Source organism: Citrobacter sp. TBCS-15 (assembly GCF_005280815.1).
Classification (GTDB): Bacteria; Pseudomonadota; Gammaproteobacteria; order Enterobacterales; family Enterobacteriaceae; genus Citrobacter; species Citrobacter werkmanii.
On the sequence record NZ_SZWK01000251.1, the window covers coordinates 23764 to 39994 of the forward strand.

A 16231-nucleotide genomic window follows, 5' to 3' on the forward strand; every position below is an offset into this window, starting at 1 on the left:
CACATATTGGCTAACCCGCAAGCGCTGCGCGCGGTATAGTTATTCTTTCCGATTATTAATTGCTCTGGTGTTATGGTTGAAATCACGTCCACAGAAATGATCCCACCTACTGATGATTCGCGAGAATTCCGCCCGATGCGCGGTATCAGTAACCGCCATTTGCAGACAATGCTGCCGCGTTTAATTCGCCGCAAGGTGAAGTTCGACGCCCATTGGCAGCGTCTGGAATTACCCGACGGTGACTTTGTCGATCTGGCATGGAGTGAAGATCCGCAACAGGCGAAGCACAAACCGCGCCTGGTGGTTTTTCACGGTCTGGAAGGCAGTCTGAACAGCCCGTACGCACATGGCCTGATTGAAGCAGCGCAAAAGCGTGGCTGGCTGGGCGTGGTGATGCATTTTCGCGGCTGCAGCGGCGAGCCAAATCGTCTCAACCGTATTTATCATTCTGGTGAAACAGAAGATGGCACCTGGTTTTTACATTGGCTGGAGCGCGAGTTTGGTCGTGTGCCGACCGCGGCGGTAGGCTATTCACTCGGCGGGAACATGCTGGCCTGCCTGCTGGCCAAAGAAGGCAACGACATTCCCATTGATGCAGCGGTTATTGTCTCTGCGCCTTTCGTGCTGGAAGCCTGTAGCTACCATATGGAGAAGGGGTTCTCACGCGTCTACCAACGCTATCTGCTCAATCTGTTGAAAGCTAACGCCTCGCGTAAGCTACAGGCCTATCCGGGTTCGCTGCCGGTGAGTCTGACCCAGTTGAAATCCCTGCGTCGCATTCGTGATTTTGACGATCTGATCACCGCCAAAATCCACGGTTTTGCCGATGCTATAGACTATTACCGCCAGTGTAGCGCCATGCCATTGCTTAATCAGATCGCCAAACCGACGCTGATTATCCATGCCAAGGACGATCCGTTTATGGATCATCACGTGATCCCTGAACCGGAAAACCTGCCCTCACAGGTGGAGTACCAGTTAACTGAACACGGTGGACACGTCGGATTTATTGGCGGCACGGTGCGCCGCCCTGAGATGTGGCTGGAATCAAGAATTCCCGACTGGCTGACAACGTATCTGGAGGCGTCATCATGATTATCCCCTGGCAAGACATCTCCCCGGACGCACTGGACAATCTGATTGAAAGCTTTGTCTTGCGCGAAGGCACCGATTATGGTGAACATGAACGCTCGCTCGAACAAAAAGTCGCCGACGTCAAACGCCAACTACAATCAGGTGAAGCCGTCCTGGTGTGGTCCGAACTGCATGAAACGGTCAACATCATGCCGAGGAAGCAGATTCACGAGTAATCCGTAGCCGACGGCTGACTATAATAAAAAATCAACCTATTCATGGAGTTGTTATGTCTGCCAAACATCCGGTGATTGCGGTAACAGGATCCAGCGGCGCGGGGACCACCACCACCAGCCTCGCGTTTCGTAAAATTTTCGCGCAGCTAAATCTGCGCGCCGCCGAGGTGGAAGGTGACAGTTTTCATCGCTATACCCGTCCAGAAATGGACATGGCGATTCGCAAAGCGCGCGATGCCGGGCGGCATATCAGCTATTTCGGTCCCGAAGCCAATGACTTTGGTCTGCTGGAACAAACCTTCATTGAATACGGCCAGACGGGAACAGGTCAGTCGCGTAAATATCTGCACACCTACGATGAAGCCGTACCGTGGAACCAGGTCCCGGGAACGTTTACCCCCTGGCAGCCATTGCCTGAACCGACGGATGTCCTGTTCTATGAAGGGCTACACGGCGGCGTCGTCACCCCACAGCAAAATGTGGCCCGGCATGTCGATCTTCTGGTCGGCGTGGTGCCGATCGTTAACCTGGAATGGATCCAAAAGCTGACCCGCGATACCAGCGAGCGTGGACACTCGCGTGAAGCAGTGATGGACTCGGTTGTGCGCTCAATGGACGATTACATCAATTACATCACGCCGCAGTTTTCCCGTACGCACATTAACTTTCAGCGCGTACCCACCGTCGATACCTCAAACCCCTTTGCAGCCAAGAGCATTCCGTCGCTGGACGAAAGCTTTGTGGTCATTCATTTTCGTAATCTCGAAGGGATCGACTTTCCGTGGCTTCTGGCCATGCTGCAAGGCTCATTCATTTCCCACATCAATACATTAGTCGTACCTGGCGGCAAAATGGGTCTGGCGATGGAATTGATTATGCTGCCGCTGGTCCAGCGATTGATGGAAGGTAAAAAGATAGAGTGATGTACGGGATGTGCCCGATGGCGCTACGCTTATCGGGCATCACGTATTACGCAGCAACCACTTCATAGGAGTGGGTAATATTCACCGCCTTTTCCAGCATCAATGCCACAGAACAATATTTTTCCGCCGAGAGATCAACAGCACGGGAGACCGACGCCTCTTTCAGATCGTTGCCGGTGACGATGAAATGCAGATTGATGTGGGTAAACAAACGCGGCGCTTCTTCACGGCGCTCAGAGGTGAGTTTCACTTCGCAGTTGGTCACATCCTGACGCCCTTTTTGCAGGATCGACACCACATCGATGGCGCTACAACCACCTGCAGCCATTAATACCATTTCCATCGGGCTCGGCGCTTTATCACCGGAGTTACCGTCCATCAAAATTTGGTGGCCAGAGGCGGACTCACCGAGGAAGGTTAACCCCTCAACCCACTTTACACGCGCTTGCATAATTCGTAACTCCAATGTTTCAATTTTCCTGACAGATTACGCGTACATAACAATTCTCGCAACGGAAGGCGACCTGCGTCATGCTGAAGCGAGACACCAGGAGACACACGGCGAAAGCTATGCTAAAACAGTCGGGATGCTACAGTAATACATTGACGTACTGCATGTATGCAGAGGACATCACATTACAGGCTGCAGTATATTTTTAGTAGCCCCCTTCCCAGGTAGCGGGAAGCACATTTTTGCAAACCCAGAGGCAGCGTCGTTTTCTGGCTCTGGAGACAGCTTATAACAGAGGATAACCGCGCATGGTGCTTGGCAAACCGCAAACAGACCCGACTCTCGAATGGTTCTTGTCTCATTGCCATATTCATAAGTACCCATCGAAGAGCACGCTGATTCACCAGGGTGAAAAAGCGGAAACGTTGTATTACATCGTTAAAGGCTCAGTGGCAGTGCTGATCAAAGACGAAGAAGGGAAAGAAATGATCCTTTCTTATCTGAATCAGGGCGATTTTATTGGTGAATTAGGCCTCTTCGAAGAAGGCCAGGAACGTAGCGCTTGGGTACGGGCCAAAACCGCATGTGAGGTCGCTGAAATTTCATACAAAAAATTTCGCCAATTAATCCAGGTCAACCCGGATATTCTGATGCGCCTGTCTTCTCAGATGGCTCGTCGCCTGCAGGTCACGTCTGAAAAAGTAGGCAACCTTGCCTTCCTCGACGTCACCGGTCGTATTGCTCAGACTCTGCTGAATCTGGCAAAACAGCCTGACGCGATGACTCACCCGGACGGTATGCAGATTAAAATCACCCGCCAGGAAATCGGCCAGATCGTTGGCTGCTCCCGTGAGACCGTTGGTCGTATTCTGAAGATGCTGGAAGATCAGAACCTGATCTCCGCTCACGGTAAGACCATCGTCGTTTACGGCACACGTTAATCCCATCGAAATGGCGCGTTACCCGGTAGCGCGCCATTTTTGTTTGCTCCGATGTGGCGAAGACTGATTTATCACCCCGAGATCAACTACGCACTACGACAGACCCTGGTGCTGTGTTTACCTGTGGCCGTCGGTCTTATCATTGGTCAGCTTCATCTGGGGCTTCTGTTTTCCCTCGTCCCTGCCTGTTGCAACATTGCCGGTCTTGATACCCCGCATAAACGCTTTTTTAAACGTTTAGTTATTGGCGCATCGCTGTTTGCCGGTTGCAGCCTGATCATGCAGTTACTGCTGGCGCAAGATATACCACTGCCGCTCATCCTCACCGGCCTGACGCTAATTCTTGGCGTAACCGCCGAGCTAAGCCCGTTGCATGCGCGACTGCTGCCAGCCTCACTCATCGCGGCAATTTTCACGTTAAGCCTTGCCGGGAACATGCCCGTCTGGGAGCCATTGCTGATCTATGCACTGGGTACGTTGTGGTATGGTCTGTTCAACTGGTTCTGGTTCTGGATGTGGCGTGAGCAGCCACTGCGTGAATCGCTCAGCCTGTTGTACCGCGAATTAGCCGATTACTGTGAGGCCAAGTACAGTCTGCTGACCCAGCATGCCGATCCAGAAAAAGCGCTGCCTCCATTACTGGTTCGTCAACAAAAAGCGGTAGATTTGATTACCCAGTGCTACCAGCAAATGCACATGCTGTCGACGCATCACAATAATGAATACAAGCGACTGTTGCGTGCCTTTCAGGAAGCGCTCGATTTGCAGGAACATATTTCAGTTAGCCTGCATCAGCCGGAAGAGGTGCAAAAGCTGGTCGAGCGAAGCCACGCGGAACAGGTGATTCGCTGGAACGCGCGCACCGTCGCCGCCCGCCTGCGCGTCCTGGCCGATGATATCTTGTATCACCGCTTACCGACCCGTTTCTCAATGGAAAAGCAGATTGGCTCGCTGGAGAAAATCGCCAACCAGCATCCGGATAATCCGGTAGGACAGTTTTGCTACTGGCACTTCAGCCGTATCGCCCGCGTGCTACGGACCCAGCGCCCGCTGTATGCCCGTGATTTAATGGCAGACAAACAACGGCGGTTGCCGTTGATCCCGGCGCTGAAAAACTATCTGTCGTTGAAATCCCCGGCGCTGCGTAACGCCGGGCGCATCAGCGTCATGCTGAGTATCGCCAGCCTGATGGGCAGCGCCTTACATCTGCCTAAACCTTACTGGATTTTGATGACGATCCTGTTCGTCACGCAAAATGGCTATGGGGCGACCCGGGTGCGTATTTTGCATCGTTCGGTGGGGACGCTCGTCGGACTGGTGATTGCGGGCGTCACATTGCACTTTCATATTCAGGAAGGTTTCACGCTGGCAGGCATGTTGCTGATCACATTAGGCAGCTATCTGATCATTCGCAAAAACTACGGCTGGGCCACCGTCGGCTTTACGGTTACGGCGGTATACACCCTGCAACTGCTGACGCTGAATGGGGAACAATTTATCGTGCCGCGGTTTGTCGACACGGTGATTGGCTGCTTAATCGCCTTTGGCGGCACGCTCTGGCTGTGGCCGCAGTGGCAGAGTGGTCTGTTGCGTAAGAACGCCCACGATGCGTTAGAAGCCGATCAGGAAGCCATTCGCCTGATCCTCAGCAACGATCCGCAGGCCACGCCGCTGGCGTATCAACGCATGCGGGTCAACCAGGCGCATAACACGCTGTTTAACTCACTGAATCAGGCAATGCAGGAGCCGGGATTCAACTCGCACTATCTGGCGGATATGAAACTGTGGGTCACGCACAGCCAGTTTATTGTCGAACACATCAACGCGATGACCACGCTGGCGAGGGAACATACGATGCTGACGCCGGATTTGGCACAGCGGTATCTGGAGTCCTGCGAAATCGCGCTTCAGCGCTGTCAGCAGCGGCTGGAATATGACGGACCGGGAAGCTCGGGCGATGTGAATATTCTCGAGGCACCAGAGATGCTGTCCCACGGTCCGTTAAGCACCCTGGAGCAGCATCTGCAGCGGGTTCTGGGGCATCTGAACACCATGCACACCATTTCGTCGGTCGCATGGCGTCAGCGCCCACACCACGGCATCTGGCTGAGCCGCCGACTGCGGGATATGAAAGGTTAAGATCGACTGCCGGATGCGCTACGCTTATCCGGCCTACGAATCAAACCTTACCCTGTAGGCCGGATAAGGCGCTCGCGCCGACATCAGGCAATCAGCCCACCACCTTCCCCACCGCCTGCGCGAAACGCTGCATCCCTTCCTCGATATCCGCGTCTTCCACCACCAGCGACGGCGCGAAACGCATTACGTCCGGCCCGGCATTCAACACCATCACCCCTTCGTGCGCGGCGGCGTAGAGGAAATCGCGCGCCCGGCCTTTAAACTGCGGCTTCAGCTCGGCGCCAATCAGCAGCCCCATGCCGCGAATATCGCTGAAAATATCGAACTGCTGATTAATCTGCTGCAAATGCTGCACAAACTTCTGACGTTTGCCCTGAATACCTTCCAGCACTTCCGGGGTGTTGATGATATCAAACGCGGCATCTGCAACTGCACAGGCCAGTGGATTACCGCCGTAAGTGGAACCGTGCGAACCCACGTGGAACGCGGAGGCAATTTCCTGGGTGGTCAACATGGCGCTCACCGGGAAGCCGCCGCCGAGCGCCTTAGCGCTGGTGAGGATATCCGGCGTCACGCCGTAGTGCATATAGGCAAATAAATCGCCGGTACGCCCCATCCCACACTGCACTTCATCAAATACCAGCAGCGCCTGATGCTGGTCGCAGAGTTCACGTAAACCTTGCAGGAATTCCGGGGTTGCCGCAGTAACTCCGCCTTCCCCCTGAATTGGCTCAACCACCACCGCACAGGTGTGATCGTCCATCACCGCTTTTACCGCATGCAGATCGTTAAACGGCACATGGATGATATCCGCCGGTTTTGGTCCAAAGCCGTCGGAATATTTCGGTTGCCCACCAACAGATACGGTAAACAGCGAACGACCGTGAAACGCATTATGAAAGGCAATGATTTTGGTTTTGAACGGGCTGTGGCGTACGCAGGCATAATGACGCGCCAGCTTAAAGGCGGTTTCGTTGGCTTCGGTACCAGAGTTCATGAACAGCACGCGTTCAGCAAAGGTCGCATCAATGATTTTACGACCTAAGCGCAACGCTGGTTCGTTGGTGAAAACGTTACTGGTGTGCCACAGGGTTTCGCCCTGGGTTTTTAACGCCTCAACCAGCGCCGGATGGCAATGCCCTAACGCGGTAACTGCAATGCCGCCCGCAAAATCAACATACTCTTTGCCCTGTTGATCCCAGACTCGACTCCCTTTTCCTTTTACCGGGATAAACTCAGCCGGTGCATAAATCGGCAGAATTACTTCATCGAATGTCGCGCGCGTAATCGCAGTTTGTTCAGTTGCCATGTCATTACCACCCTGTTAAGCAGAAATGCTAGTGAAATTATAATCACAAAATATGAATAAAAAATCACTGAATAGCAACCATAAATCACCGTTGGAGGAAATTATCCAGCAGCTGATGCCCCTGTTCGCTGAGAATACTCTCCGGGTGAAACTGCACACCTTCCAGATCCCACTCGCGGTGGCGAATACCCATGATCTCCTGTGTCTCACTCCAGGCCGTCACTTCAAAGCAGTCAGGAAGCGTTTCGGGGGCAACCACCAGAGAATGGTAGCGTGTCACGGTTAATGGGTTGGCGAGTCCCTGAAAAACGCCCTGCCCGTTATGCGTAATCGGCGAGGTTTTACCGTGCATCACTTTTGCTGCCCGAACCACGGTCGCGCCAAACGCCTGCGCCATCGCCTGGTGACCGAGACACACGCCCAGCAGCGGGATGTTGCCCGCGAAATGGCGAATAACGTCCAGCGAGATACCGGCATCATCCGGCGTGCAGGGGCCCGGGGAAATCACGATTTTTTGCGGATTCAGCGCGTCAATTTGCGACAGCGTCAGCTCGTCGTTACGCCTGACGAGAACATCAGCGCCCAGTTCGCAGAAGTATTGGTACAGGTTCCAGGTAAAAGAATCATAGTTATCGATAAGCAGGATCATGGCGGCTCCGGTACATAAGACCCGCGCTATTCTACTCAGTTTCCGGGGCTTCGCTTACCACTTTACGAAATATCGCCCGCAGAGCGCTCAGGTCGCCCATTGCCCCGCTCTGGTTCGCCTGGTTCCACTCCTCAACCTGAATGTCATCCCAGCTCAGCATATACCCGGCATGAATCGCTAACTGTTCGAAGAAAATACGCTGCGCGAGACCGCTACCAATACGAAACGGATGCAGCACATTAATTTCGCAATAATAGTGCGCGAGGCGATCGACGAATTTGTCTTCCGGCAATCCCACCAGCCAGGACTCCTCTTCCAGATCCTGCATCAGCGCATTGCCCTCTTTCTCGATATAGGCAAAATGGCAAAAGCGAGTATCGCCCTGGTAGATATCAACTTCCCGCAACTGCCCCGCCCAGTCGAAAATATCCTGGTATAACTGGCGATGAATGGCGCACAGGTGTGGCAAGCCACGCTTTAAAGGCCCCAACTCAATCGTCGCGGCGCGCAGTGCTGTTAATTCGTATGCCGCTTGTGCCAGACGCTGGGCCTGATGAATCCCCAGGCGGTTACGCATCACATTCAGACCGGGGTACAGATAAGGGTCACGTCCATCACCGAATTTATCGCTCATAGTGCCTCCTCAACTCTTCCAGACGCGCCAGGGCGTCTTCCGCGTTCAGAGTAACCTGTGGAATATCCACGCCTTCCAGTCGTCGGCTTCCCTGGAAATTGACATTACGCCGTTGCTCCCAGAGTCTGGACTTTTGTTTATCGGTGAGTTTTTTCACGTGACCTCCCTGAATGTAAGCGGCACTTGCCACAAGTATAAGCAGCAATTTCGGGTTACGCAGAGAAGGGAGAGAACGCGGGCAGGAACTACCCGCGAAAAATACGATTACGGCAGAACTTTAGCTGAAAGGATAACAATCGGTTTTGACGGGACATTCTGGTAAGGACCAACATCATGGGTCTGTACCTGAGAGATCTTATCCGCGACATCCATACCTTTCACAACTTTACCGAATACAGCATAGCCAAAGTCGCGTTGGCCGTGATCGAGGAAAGCGTTGTCTGCGATGTTGATAAAGAACTGGCTGGTCGCGCTGTCTTTATCTGCTGTACGCGCCATCGCAATCGTGCCACGGGTGTTACGCAGCCCGTTATCGGCTTCATTCTTGATTGGCGGGTTAGGTTTCTTCTGCTGCATCTGCTCGGTGAAGCCGCCGCCCTGTACCATAAAGCCCGGGATCACACGGTGGAACGTGGTGTTGTTATAGAAACCACTGTTCACATAATCGACAAAGTTTTGCACTGAAACCGGGGCTTTCTGGCTGTTCAGCTCCAGCTCAATGTTACCCGCAGAGGTGGTCAGCAGGACATGTGGGTCACCTTTTGCTGCCAGTGCTGCAGGGGAGAGAGCGGAAAGAGCGAGAACAGCTGCAACAGCCGCCAGAGTCGATTTGAGCATGAGAATTCCTTAACAAGAGCAGAAATGAAGCAAGTGAATTGATTCTAAAGAGCCTTCAAGGACAAGGCCATCCCTTTACTTAATTTTACGTACTTGAAACAAATGTAACCTCACAGTCGCAATACTCATTGTGATCGAGATCACATACAAAAATGTAACGGAGCAAGTTATTGCCATTAAATATTTAAATGTGTCACTAAAGCGCCTAAAATCTGCCCGCTCACGGCGCAGTCAATGCGCCTTACACTTCTATACAGGCCAGTCATGACTAACAGCAACCGCATTAAGCTCACATGGATTAGCTTTCTCTCCTACGCCCTGACAGGCGCGTTGGTAATTGTCACCGGGATGGTGATGGGAAATATCGCAGATTACTTCCATTTGCCCGTTTCCAGTATGAGTAACACCTTCACTTTCCTGAATGCCGGCATCCTGATCTCTATCTTCCTGAATGCATGGCTGATGGAGATTGTGCCCCTGAAAACCCAGTTGCGCTTTGGCTTTATCCTGATGGTTCTGGCGGTCGCCGGACTGATGCTCAGCCATAGCCTGGCCTTGTTCTCAGCAGCAATGTTTGTCCTTGGGCTGGTGAGCGGTATCACCATGTCGATTGGTACATTCCTGGTCACGCAGATGTATGAAGGTCGCCAGCGCGGTTCCCGCCTGCTGTTTACGGACTCTTTCTTCAGCATGGCTGGCATGATTTTCCCGATGGTGGCAGCATTCCTGTTAGCGCGCAGCATTGAATGGTACTGGGTTTATGCCTGCATCGGCCTGGTCTATGTTGCTATTTTCCTGCTGACCTTCGGTTGCGAATTCCCGGCGCTTGGCAAACACGCGCAGCAGTCAGACGCACCGGTAGTAAAAGAAAAATGGGGCATTGGCGTACTGTTTCTGTCCATTGCGGCTTTATGCTACATCCTCGGCCAGCTTGGTTTTATCTCATGGGTACCGGAATATGCCAAAAGTCTGGGCATGAGCCTGGGTGATGCGGGTAAACTGGTCAGCGACTTCTGGATGTCTTACATGGTTGGCATGTGGGCGTTTAGCTTTATTCTGCGTTTCTTCGATCTGCAGCGCATCCTGACCGTACTGGCGGGTTTGGCCACCATCCTGATGTATCTGTTTATCACCGGTACGCCAGAGCATATGCCGTGGTTCATTCTGACACTGGGCTTCTTCTCCAGCGCGATTTATACCACCATCATTACCCTCGGTTCCCAACAGACGAAGGTCGCCTCACCTAAACTGGTTAACTTCGTTCTGACTTGCGGCACCATCGGTACCATGCTTACTTTCGTCGTCACTGGCCCGATCGTCGCTCATAGCGGTCCAATGGCGGCACTGCAAACGGCTAACGGCTTGTATGCCGTTGTGTTCGTGATGTGCTTTGTTCTTGGGTTTGTCACGCGCCATCGCCAGCATAACGCTCCAGCCACGCATTAATCTCACTGCCGGGGACGCTTCCGCTTACCCGGCCTGCACACTACCGGATGGTGTCCGCGCCATCCGGCATATACCTCGCATCCCCCACCTCTCCAGGTGATGCAGGCCAATTCATACAAAAACCCCTTAATTTGTACGCTATTTATACAAACACGAAAAGCCAGTCAATTCCGTAACTTATAAAAATGTAGGTAAATCAGTCATATACCTCTTAAGGAGTATATGAGAGCGAATTTGATTTGTATCAATAAGCGGGGTTGCTGAATCGTTAAGGTAGGCGGTAATAGAAAAGAAATCGAGGCAAAAATGAGCAAAGTCAGACTCGCTATTATCGGTAATGGTATGGTCGGCCATCGCTTTATTGAGGATCTTCTTGATAAATCCGACGCTGCCAATTTTGATATTACCGTCTTCTGTGAAGAACCCCGCAAAGCGTACGACCGCGTACACCTGTCTTCCTACTTCTCCCACCACACCGCCGAAGAGCTTTCTCTGGTGCGCGAAGGATTCTACGAGAAGCACGGCGTTAAGGTATTAGTGGGCGAGCGCGCAATTACCATCAACCGCCAGGAGAAGGTGATCCACTCCAGCGCGGGGCGTACGGTTTATTACGATAAGCTGATCATGGCGACTGGCTCTTATCCGTGGATCCCGCCGATTAAAGGTTCGGAAACACAGGACTGCTTCGTTTACCGCACCATTGAAGATCTCAACGCCATTGAGTCTTGTGCGCGCCGTAGCAAACGCGGTGCTGTCGTCGGCGGTGGTCTGCTGGGCCTGGAAGCCGCCGGTGCGCTGAAAAACCTCGGCGTTGAAACCCACGTGATTGAATTCGCTCCGATGCTGATGGCTGAACAGCTGGATCATATGGGTGGCGAACAGTTACGTCGCAAAATTGAAAGCATGGGCGTGCGTGTGCACACCAGCAAAAATACGAAAGAGATTGTTCAGGAAGGCGTCGAAGCGCGCAAAACCATGCGTTTTGCCGATGGTAGCGAACTGGAGGTCGATTTTATCGTTTTCTCTACCGGTATTCGTCCACGCGACAAACTGGCTACCCAGTGCGGTCTGGACGTCGCTCCGCGCGGTGGGATCGTGATTAACGACACCTGCCAGACTTCTGACCCGGACATCTATGCCATCGGCGAATGCGCCAGCTGGAACAACCGTGTGTATGGTCTGGTGGCACCCGGCTACAAAATGGCGCAGGTTGCCGTTGACCATATCCTCGAAACCGAAAACGCCTTCGAAGGCGCAGATTTAAGCGCCAAGCTGAAGCTGCTCGGCGTTGACGTTGGCGGGATTGGCGACGCACATGGCCGCACACCGGGTGCGCGCAGCTACGTTTACCTCGACGAGAGCAAAGAAGTCTACAAACGCCTCATTGTCAGCAAAGATAACAAAACGCTGCTCGGCGCGGTTCTGGTAGGCGACACCAGCGATTACGGCAATCTGCTGCAACTGGTGCTGAACGCTATCGAACTGCCGGAAAACCCGGACTCATTGATCCTGCCAGCACATGCGGGCAGCGGCAAACCGTCTATCGGCGTCGATAAACTGCCGGACAGCGCGCAGATTTGTTCCTGCTTCGACGTCACCAAAGGCATGCTGGTTGCTGCTATCAATAAAGGTTGCCACACCGTTGCGGCGCTGAAAGCTGAAACCAAAGCCGGTACCGGTTGCGGTGGGTGTATCCCACTGGTAACGCAGGTCCTGAACGCTGAACTGGCGAAACAGGGTATTGAAGTTAACAACAACCTGTGTGAACACTTCCCGTACTCGCGTCAGGAACTGTTCCATCTCATTCGCGTAGAAGGCATTAAAACCTTCGAAGAGTTGCTGGCAAAACATGGGAAAGGCTACGGCTGTGAAGTGTGTAAACCGACCGTCGGTTCCCTGCTGGCCTCGTGCTGGAATGAGTACATTCTCAAACCTCAGCACACACCGCTGCAAGACACCAACGACAACTTCCTGGCGAATATCCAGAAAGACGGCACCTACTCTGTAATCCCGCGCTCCGCTGGCGGTGAAATCACCCCTGAAGGTCTGGTGGCCGTGGGGCGTATCGCGCGTGAATTTAACCTGTATACCAAAATCACCGGCTCTCAGCGTATTGGCCTGTTCGGCGCACAGAAAGATGACCTGCCGGAAATCTGGCGCCAGTTGATTGAAGCCGGTTTCGAAACCGGTCATGCCTATGCTAAAGCGTTGCGTATGGCGAAAACCTGCGTGGGCAGCACCTGGTGCCGCTACGGCGTGGGCGATAGCGTCGGTTTCGGCGTCGAGCTGGAAAACCGCTACAAAGGCATCCGTACGCCGCACAAGATGAAGTTCGGTGTCTCCGGCTGTACCCGTGAATGCGCGGAAGCCCAGGGCAAAGACGTGGGTATCATCGCCACGGAAAAAGGCTGGAACCTGTACGTTTGCGGTAACGGCGGGATGAAACCTCGTCATGCGGATCTGCTGGCGGCGGATATCGATCGCGAAACGCTGCTGAAGTATCTCGACCGCTTCATGATGTTCTACATCCGCACTGCCGACAAACTGACCCGTACCGCACCATGGTTAGACAACCTGGAAGGCGGCATCGAGTATCTGAAATCGGTCATCATCGACGACAAGCTGGGCCTGAACGAACATCTGGAAGAAGAGATGGCCCGTCTGCGTGAAGCGGTGGTCTGCGAGTGGACAGAAACCGTTAACACCCCATCCGCGCAGGTTCGCTTCAAGCACTTCATCAACAGCGACAAACGCGACCCGAACGTCCAGGTTGTGCCTGAACGTGAACAACATCGTCCGGCAACGCCTTATGAGCGTATCCCGGTGACTCTGGTGGAGGAGAACGCATGAGCCAGTGGCAAAACATCTGCAAAATCGATGACATTCTGCCTGCAACAGGCGTCTGTGCCCTGTTAGGTACTGAACAAGTCGCGATTTTCCGCCCGTATCACAGCGACCAGGTGTTTGCGATCAGCAACATCGATCCGTTCTTTGAGTCCAGCGTGCTTTCTCGTGGTTTGATCGCTGAACATCAGGGCGAACTGTGGGTCGCCAGCCCGCTGAAAAAACAGCGCTTTCGTTTAAGCGATGGGCTGTGCATGGAAGACGAACAGTTCTCGGTAAAACATTACGAAGCGCGAGTAAAAGACGGCACGGTGCAGTTGCGCGGTTAATAAATTTTTGGGAGGCGCAACGCCTCCCCTTTTTTGTATTTTTTTCATTTTAATTGTTATCACAAAATCATTTGTACTGCATCGCGGCGGCAACCGAGAAAATCCCCAGGAGCATAGTTCACTATGTGACTGGGGTGAGCGAGGGCAGCCAACAAAGAGGCAGTGCAAAGGATGAAGTGAGAAAAGGATAATCAAATGTTTACTGACACTATCAATAAGTGTGCGGCTAACGCTGCGCGCATCGCACGCCTGTCGACTAATAACCCGCTCGGATTCTGGGTCAGTTCAGCAATGGCAGGGGCTTATGTCGGTCTTGGCATCATTCTTATTTTCACCCTCGGCAATCTGCTCGACCCATCCGTACGTCCTTTGGTGATGGGTGCAACCTTTGGTATCGCCTTAACGCTGGTCATCATCGCGGGTTCTGAACTGTTTACCGGTCACACCATGTTCCTGACGCTCGGCGTTAAAGCGGGCACCATCAGCCACGGTCAAATGTGGGCAATTTTGCCGCAAACCTGGCTGGGTAATCTGGTCGGATCCGTGTTTGTCGCCCTGCTTTATAGCTGGGGCGGCGGCAGCCTGTTGCCGATCGATACCAGCATCGTGCATTCGGTTGCACTGGCGAAAACCACAGCGCCTGCAACGGTGCTGTTCTTCAAAGGCGCGCTGTGTAACTGGTTGGTTTGTCTGGCAATCTGGATGGCAATTCGTACCGAAGGCGCAGCGAAATTCCTCGCTATCTGGTGGTGTCTGCTGGCATTTATTGCTTCCGGCTACGAGCACTCAGTTGCCAACATGACGCTGTTTGCCCTCTCCTGGTTCGGTCATCATAGCGAAGCCTATACCCTGGCCGGAATTGGTCATAACCTGTTGTGGGTGACACTCGGTAATACTTTGTCCGGTGTCGTATTCATGGGATTGGGTTATTGGTATGCTACGCCAAAATCGGAGCGTCCGGCTCCGGCAAAAATCAATCAGCCAGAGGCTGCTGCCAATAATTAAGGGGTAATGTCGTGGACCATTTGCCTATATTTTGTCAACTACGTGACCGCGACTGCTTGATCGTCGGCGGTGGTGATGTCGCAGAACGCAAAGCGCGGTTGCTGCTGGAAGCGGGCGCCCGTATAACAGTTAATGCGCTGGCGTTTATTCCGCAGTTCACCGTATGGGCAAATGAAGGCATGCTGACACTGGTTGAGGGGCCGTTCGATGAGTCCCTGCTCGATCCTTGCTGGCTGGTTATCGCCGCCACCGATGACGATGCCGTTAACCAAAGCGTCAGCACCGCCGCAGAATCACGCCGTATCTTCTGCAACGTGGTCGATGCGCCAAAAGCAGCCAGTTTTATCATGCCCTCCATTATCGACCGCTCGCCGCTGATGGTGGCGGTCTCCTCTGGCGGCACTTCACCGGTGCTGGCCCGTCTGCTGCGTGAAAGACTCGAATCCATGCTGCCTCAGCATCTGGGCCAGGTCGCGCAATATGCCGGCAAGTTGCGCTCCCGGGTTAAAAAACAGTTTGCCAGTATGGGTGAACGTCGCCGCTTCTGGGAAAAATTGTTCATTAATGACCGCCTGGCGCAGTCGCTGGCAAACAGTGACACAAAAGCCGTCGAAGAAACCACCGAGCAGTTGCTTAGCGAACCACTGGATCACCGTGGAGAAGTGGTGCTGGTTGGTGCCGGTCCTGGCGATGCCGGGCTGCTGACGCTGAAAGGGCTGCAGCAGATCCAGCAGGCAGACGTAGTGGTTTATGACCGTCTGGTTTCCGACGATATTATGAACCTCGTGCGCCGCGATGCCGACCGGGTGTTCGTCGGTAAACGTGCGGGTTACCACTGCGTACCGCAGGAAGAGATTAACCAGATCCTGCTGCGTGAAGCGCAACAGGGTAAACGCGTCGTGAGACTGAAAGGTGGCGACCCGTTCATCTTTGGTCGCGGTGGCGAAGAGCTGGAAACGCTTTGCCACGCCGGTATTCCATTCTCTGTCGTACCGGGTATTACCGCAGCCTCCGGTTGTTCCGCCTATTCCGGCATTCCACTGACCCATCGTGATTACGCCCAGAGCGTTCGTCTGGTTACCGGGCACCTGAAAACCGGCGGCGAGCTGGACTGGGAAAATCTGGCGGCAGAGAAACAGACGCTGGTGTTCTACATGGGGCTGAACCAGGCGGCCACGATTCAGGAAAAACTGATCGAATTTGGCATGCAGCCCGATATGCCGGTTGCACTTGTAGAAAACGGCACCTCCGTGAAACAACGCGTCGTCAACGGTGTGCTGACGCAGCTCGGGGAATTAGCGCAACAGGTTGAAAGCCCAGCGCTAATTATTGTTGGTCGTGTGGTAGGCCTTCGCGATAAGCTGAACTGGTTCTCTAACCATTAATTAAAAAAAGCCCTGTTCCCCAGGGCTTT

Annotated in this window: 15 protein-coding genes and 1 pseudogene; 10 read left to right on the forward strand and 6 right to left on the reverse strand. The window is 53.4% G+C overall.

Features of this window, described 5'->3' with window-relative positions; translation table 11 throughout:
• The first annotated feature begins 35 nt into the window (after window positions 1–35).
• From FDW96_RS13040 to FDW96_RS13050, 3 genes and pseudogenes are all read left to right on the forward strand, one after another.
• Window positions 36–1095 (forward strand): annotated as a pseudogene (locus FDW96_RS13040) (hydrolase).
• A complete protein-coding gene (locus FDW96_RS13045) occupies window positions 1092–1310 on the forward strand; it encodes a YheU family protein (protein WP_003023615.1) in 219 nt (72 codons plus the stop codon). Before FDW96_RS13040 ends, FDW96_RS13045 begins: the two are co-directional and overlap by 4 nt.
• A 53-nt stretch (window positions 1311–1363) precedes the next feature.
• Window positions 1364–2233 (forward strand): phosphoribulokinase, encoded by an 870-nt coding sequence (locus FDW96_RS13050; protein WP_042312044.1) that lies wholly within the window; start codon window positions 1364–1366, stop codon window positions 2231–2233.
• 46 nt (window positions 2234–2279) lie between these two features.
• Here FDW96_RS13050 and FDW96_RS13055 read toward each other — a convergent pair whose 3' ends face one another.
• Window positions 2280–2684 carry an OsmC family protein gene (locus FDW96_RS13055; protein ID WP_006687378.1) on the reverse strand — a complete coding sequence of 135 codons (405 nt, stop codon included), beginning with the start codon at window positions 2682–2684 and terminating at the stop codon, window positions 2280–2282.
• 308 nt (window positions 2685–2992) lie between these two features.
• Between FDW96_RS13055 and crp the strand changes: the two genes are divergently transcribed.
• Entirely contained in the window at window positions 2993–3625 is a 633-nt protein-coding gene (gene crp / locus FDW96_RS13060) for a cAMP-activated global transcriptional regulator CRP (protein WP_000242758.1), read from the forward strand.
• A gap of 51 nt (window positions 3626–3676) precedes the next feature.
• On the forward strand, window positions 3677–5764 hold the full coding sequence (locus FDW96_RS13065) for a YccS/YhfK family putative transporter (protein ID WP_137365901.1): 2088 nt from the start codon (window positions 3677–3679) through the stop codon (window positions 5762–5764).
• Window positions 5765–5855: 91 nt separating this feature from the next.
• Here FDW96_RS13065 and FDW96_RS13070 read toward each other — a convergent pair whose 3' ends face one another.
• The 5 genes from FDW96_RS13070 to ppiA all read right to left on the reverse strand — a co-directional run bounded on the left by FDW96_RS13070 (window position 5856) and on the right by ppiA (window position 9193).
• Window positions 5856–7073 (reverse strand): aspartate aminotransferase family protein, encoded by a 1218-nt coding sequence (locus tag FDW96_RS13070; RefSeq protein WP_137350132.1) that lies wholly within the window; start codon window positions 7071–7073, stop codon window positions 5856–5858.
• 85 nt (window positions 7074–7158) lie between these two features.
• The gene (pabA, locus tag FDW96_RS13075) at window positions 7159–7722 is read right to left on the reverse strand and encodes an aminodeoxychorismate synthase component 2 (protein WP_042312037.1); all 564 of its coding nucleotides are present in this window, start codon (window positions 7720–7722) and stop codon (window positions 7159–7161) included.
• A gap of 31 nt (window positions 7723–7753) precedes the next feature.
• Entirely contained in the window at window positions 7754–8356 is a 603-nt protein-coding gene (locus FDW96_RS13080) for a putative adenosine monophosphate-protein transferase Fic (protein ID WP_042312036.1), read from the reverse strand.
• Window positions 8346–8513, reverse strand: a complete 168-nt coding sequence (locus tag FDW96_RS13085; RefSeq protein WP_064507016.1) for a YhfG family protein — start codon at window positions 8511–8513, stop codon at window positions 8346–8348. Before FDW96_RS13085 ends, FDW96_RS13080 begins: the two co-directional genes overlap by 11 nt.
• Window positions 8514–8620: 107 nt before the next feature.
• Window positions 8621–9193 (reverse strand): peptidylprolyl isomerase A, encoded by a 573-nt coding sequence (gene ppiA / locus FDW96_RS13090; RefSeq protein ID WP_003023595.1) that lies wholly within the window; start codon window positions 9191–9193, stop codon window positions 8621–8623.
• 264 nt (window positions 9194–9457) lie between these two features.
• On the opposite strand from ppiA, the gene tsgA reads away from it, so the two are divergent.
• The 5 genes from tsgA (at window position 9458) to cysG (ending at window position 16202) form a co-directional block, all read left to right on the forward strand.
• A complete protein-coding gene (tsgA, locus tag FDW96_RS13095; RefSeq protein ID WP_061381017.1) occupies window positions 9458–10639 on the forward strand; it encodes an MFS transporter TsgA in 1182 nt (393 codons plus the stop codon).
• Between the two features lie 306 nt (window positions 10640–10945).
• Complete coding sequence (nirB, locus tag FDW96_RS13100) at window positions 10946–13489, forward strand: NADPH-nitrite reductase large subunit (protein ID WP_061381016.1); 2544 nt, start codon at window positions 10946–10948, stop codon at window positions 13487–13489.
• The gene (gene nirD / locus FDW96_RS13105) at window positions 13486–13812 is read left to right on the forward strand and encodes a nitrite reductase small subunit NirD (protein ID WP_042312029.1); all 327 of its coding nucleotides are present in this window, start codon (window positions 13486–13488) and stop codon (window positions 13810–13812) included. The genes nirB and nirD overlap by 4 nt, the downstream gene beginning before the upstream one ends.
• 195 nt (window positions 13813–14007) lie before the next feature.
• A complete protein-coding gene (nirC, locus tag FDW96_RS13110) occupies window positions 14008–14817 on the forward strand; it encodes a nitrite transporter NirC (RefSeq protein WP_137365802.1) in 810 nt (269 codons plus the stop codon).
• A gap of 11 nt (window positions 14818–14828) precedes the next feature.
• Entirely contained in the window at window positions 14829–16202 is a 1374-nt protein-coding gene (cysG, locus tag FDW96_RS13115) for a siroheme synthase CysG (RefSeq protein ID WP_042312024.1), read from the forward strand.
• Window positions 16203–16231: the final 29 nt, after the last annotated feature.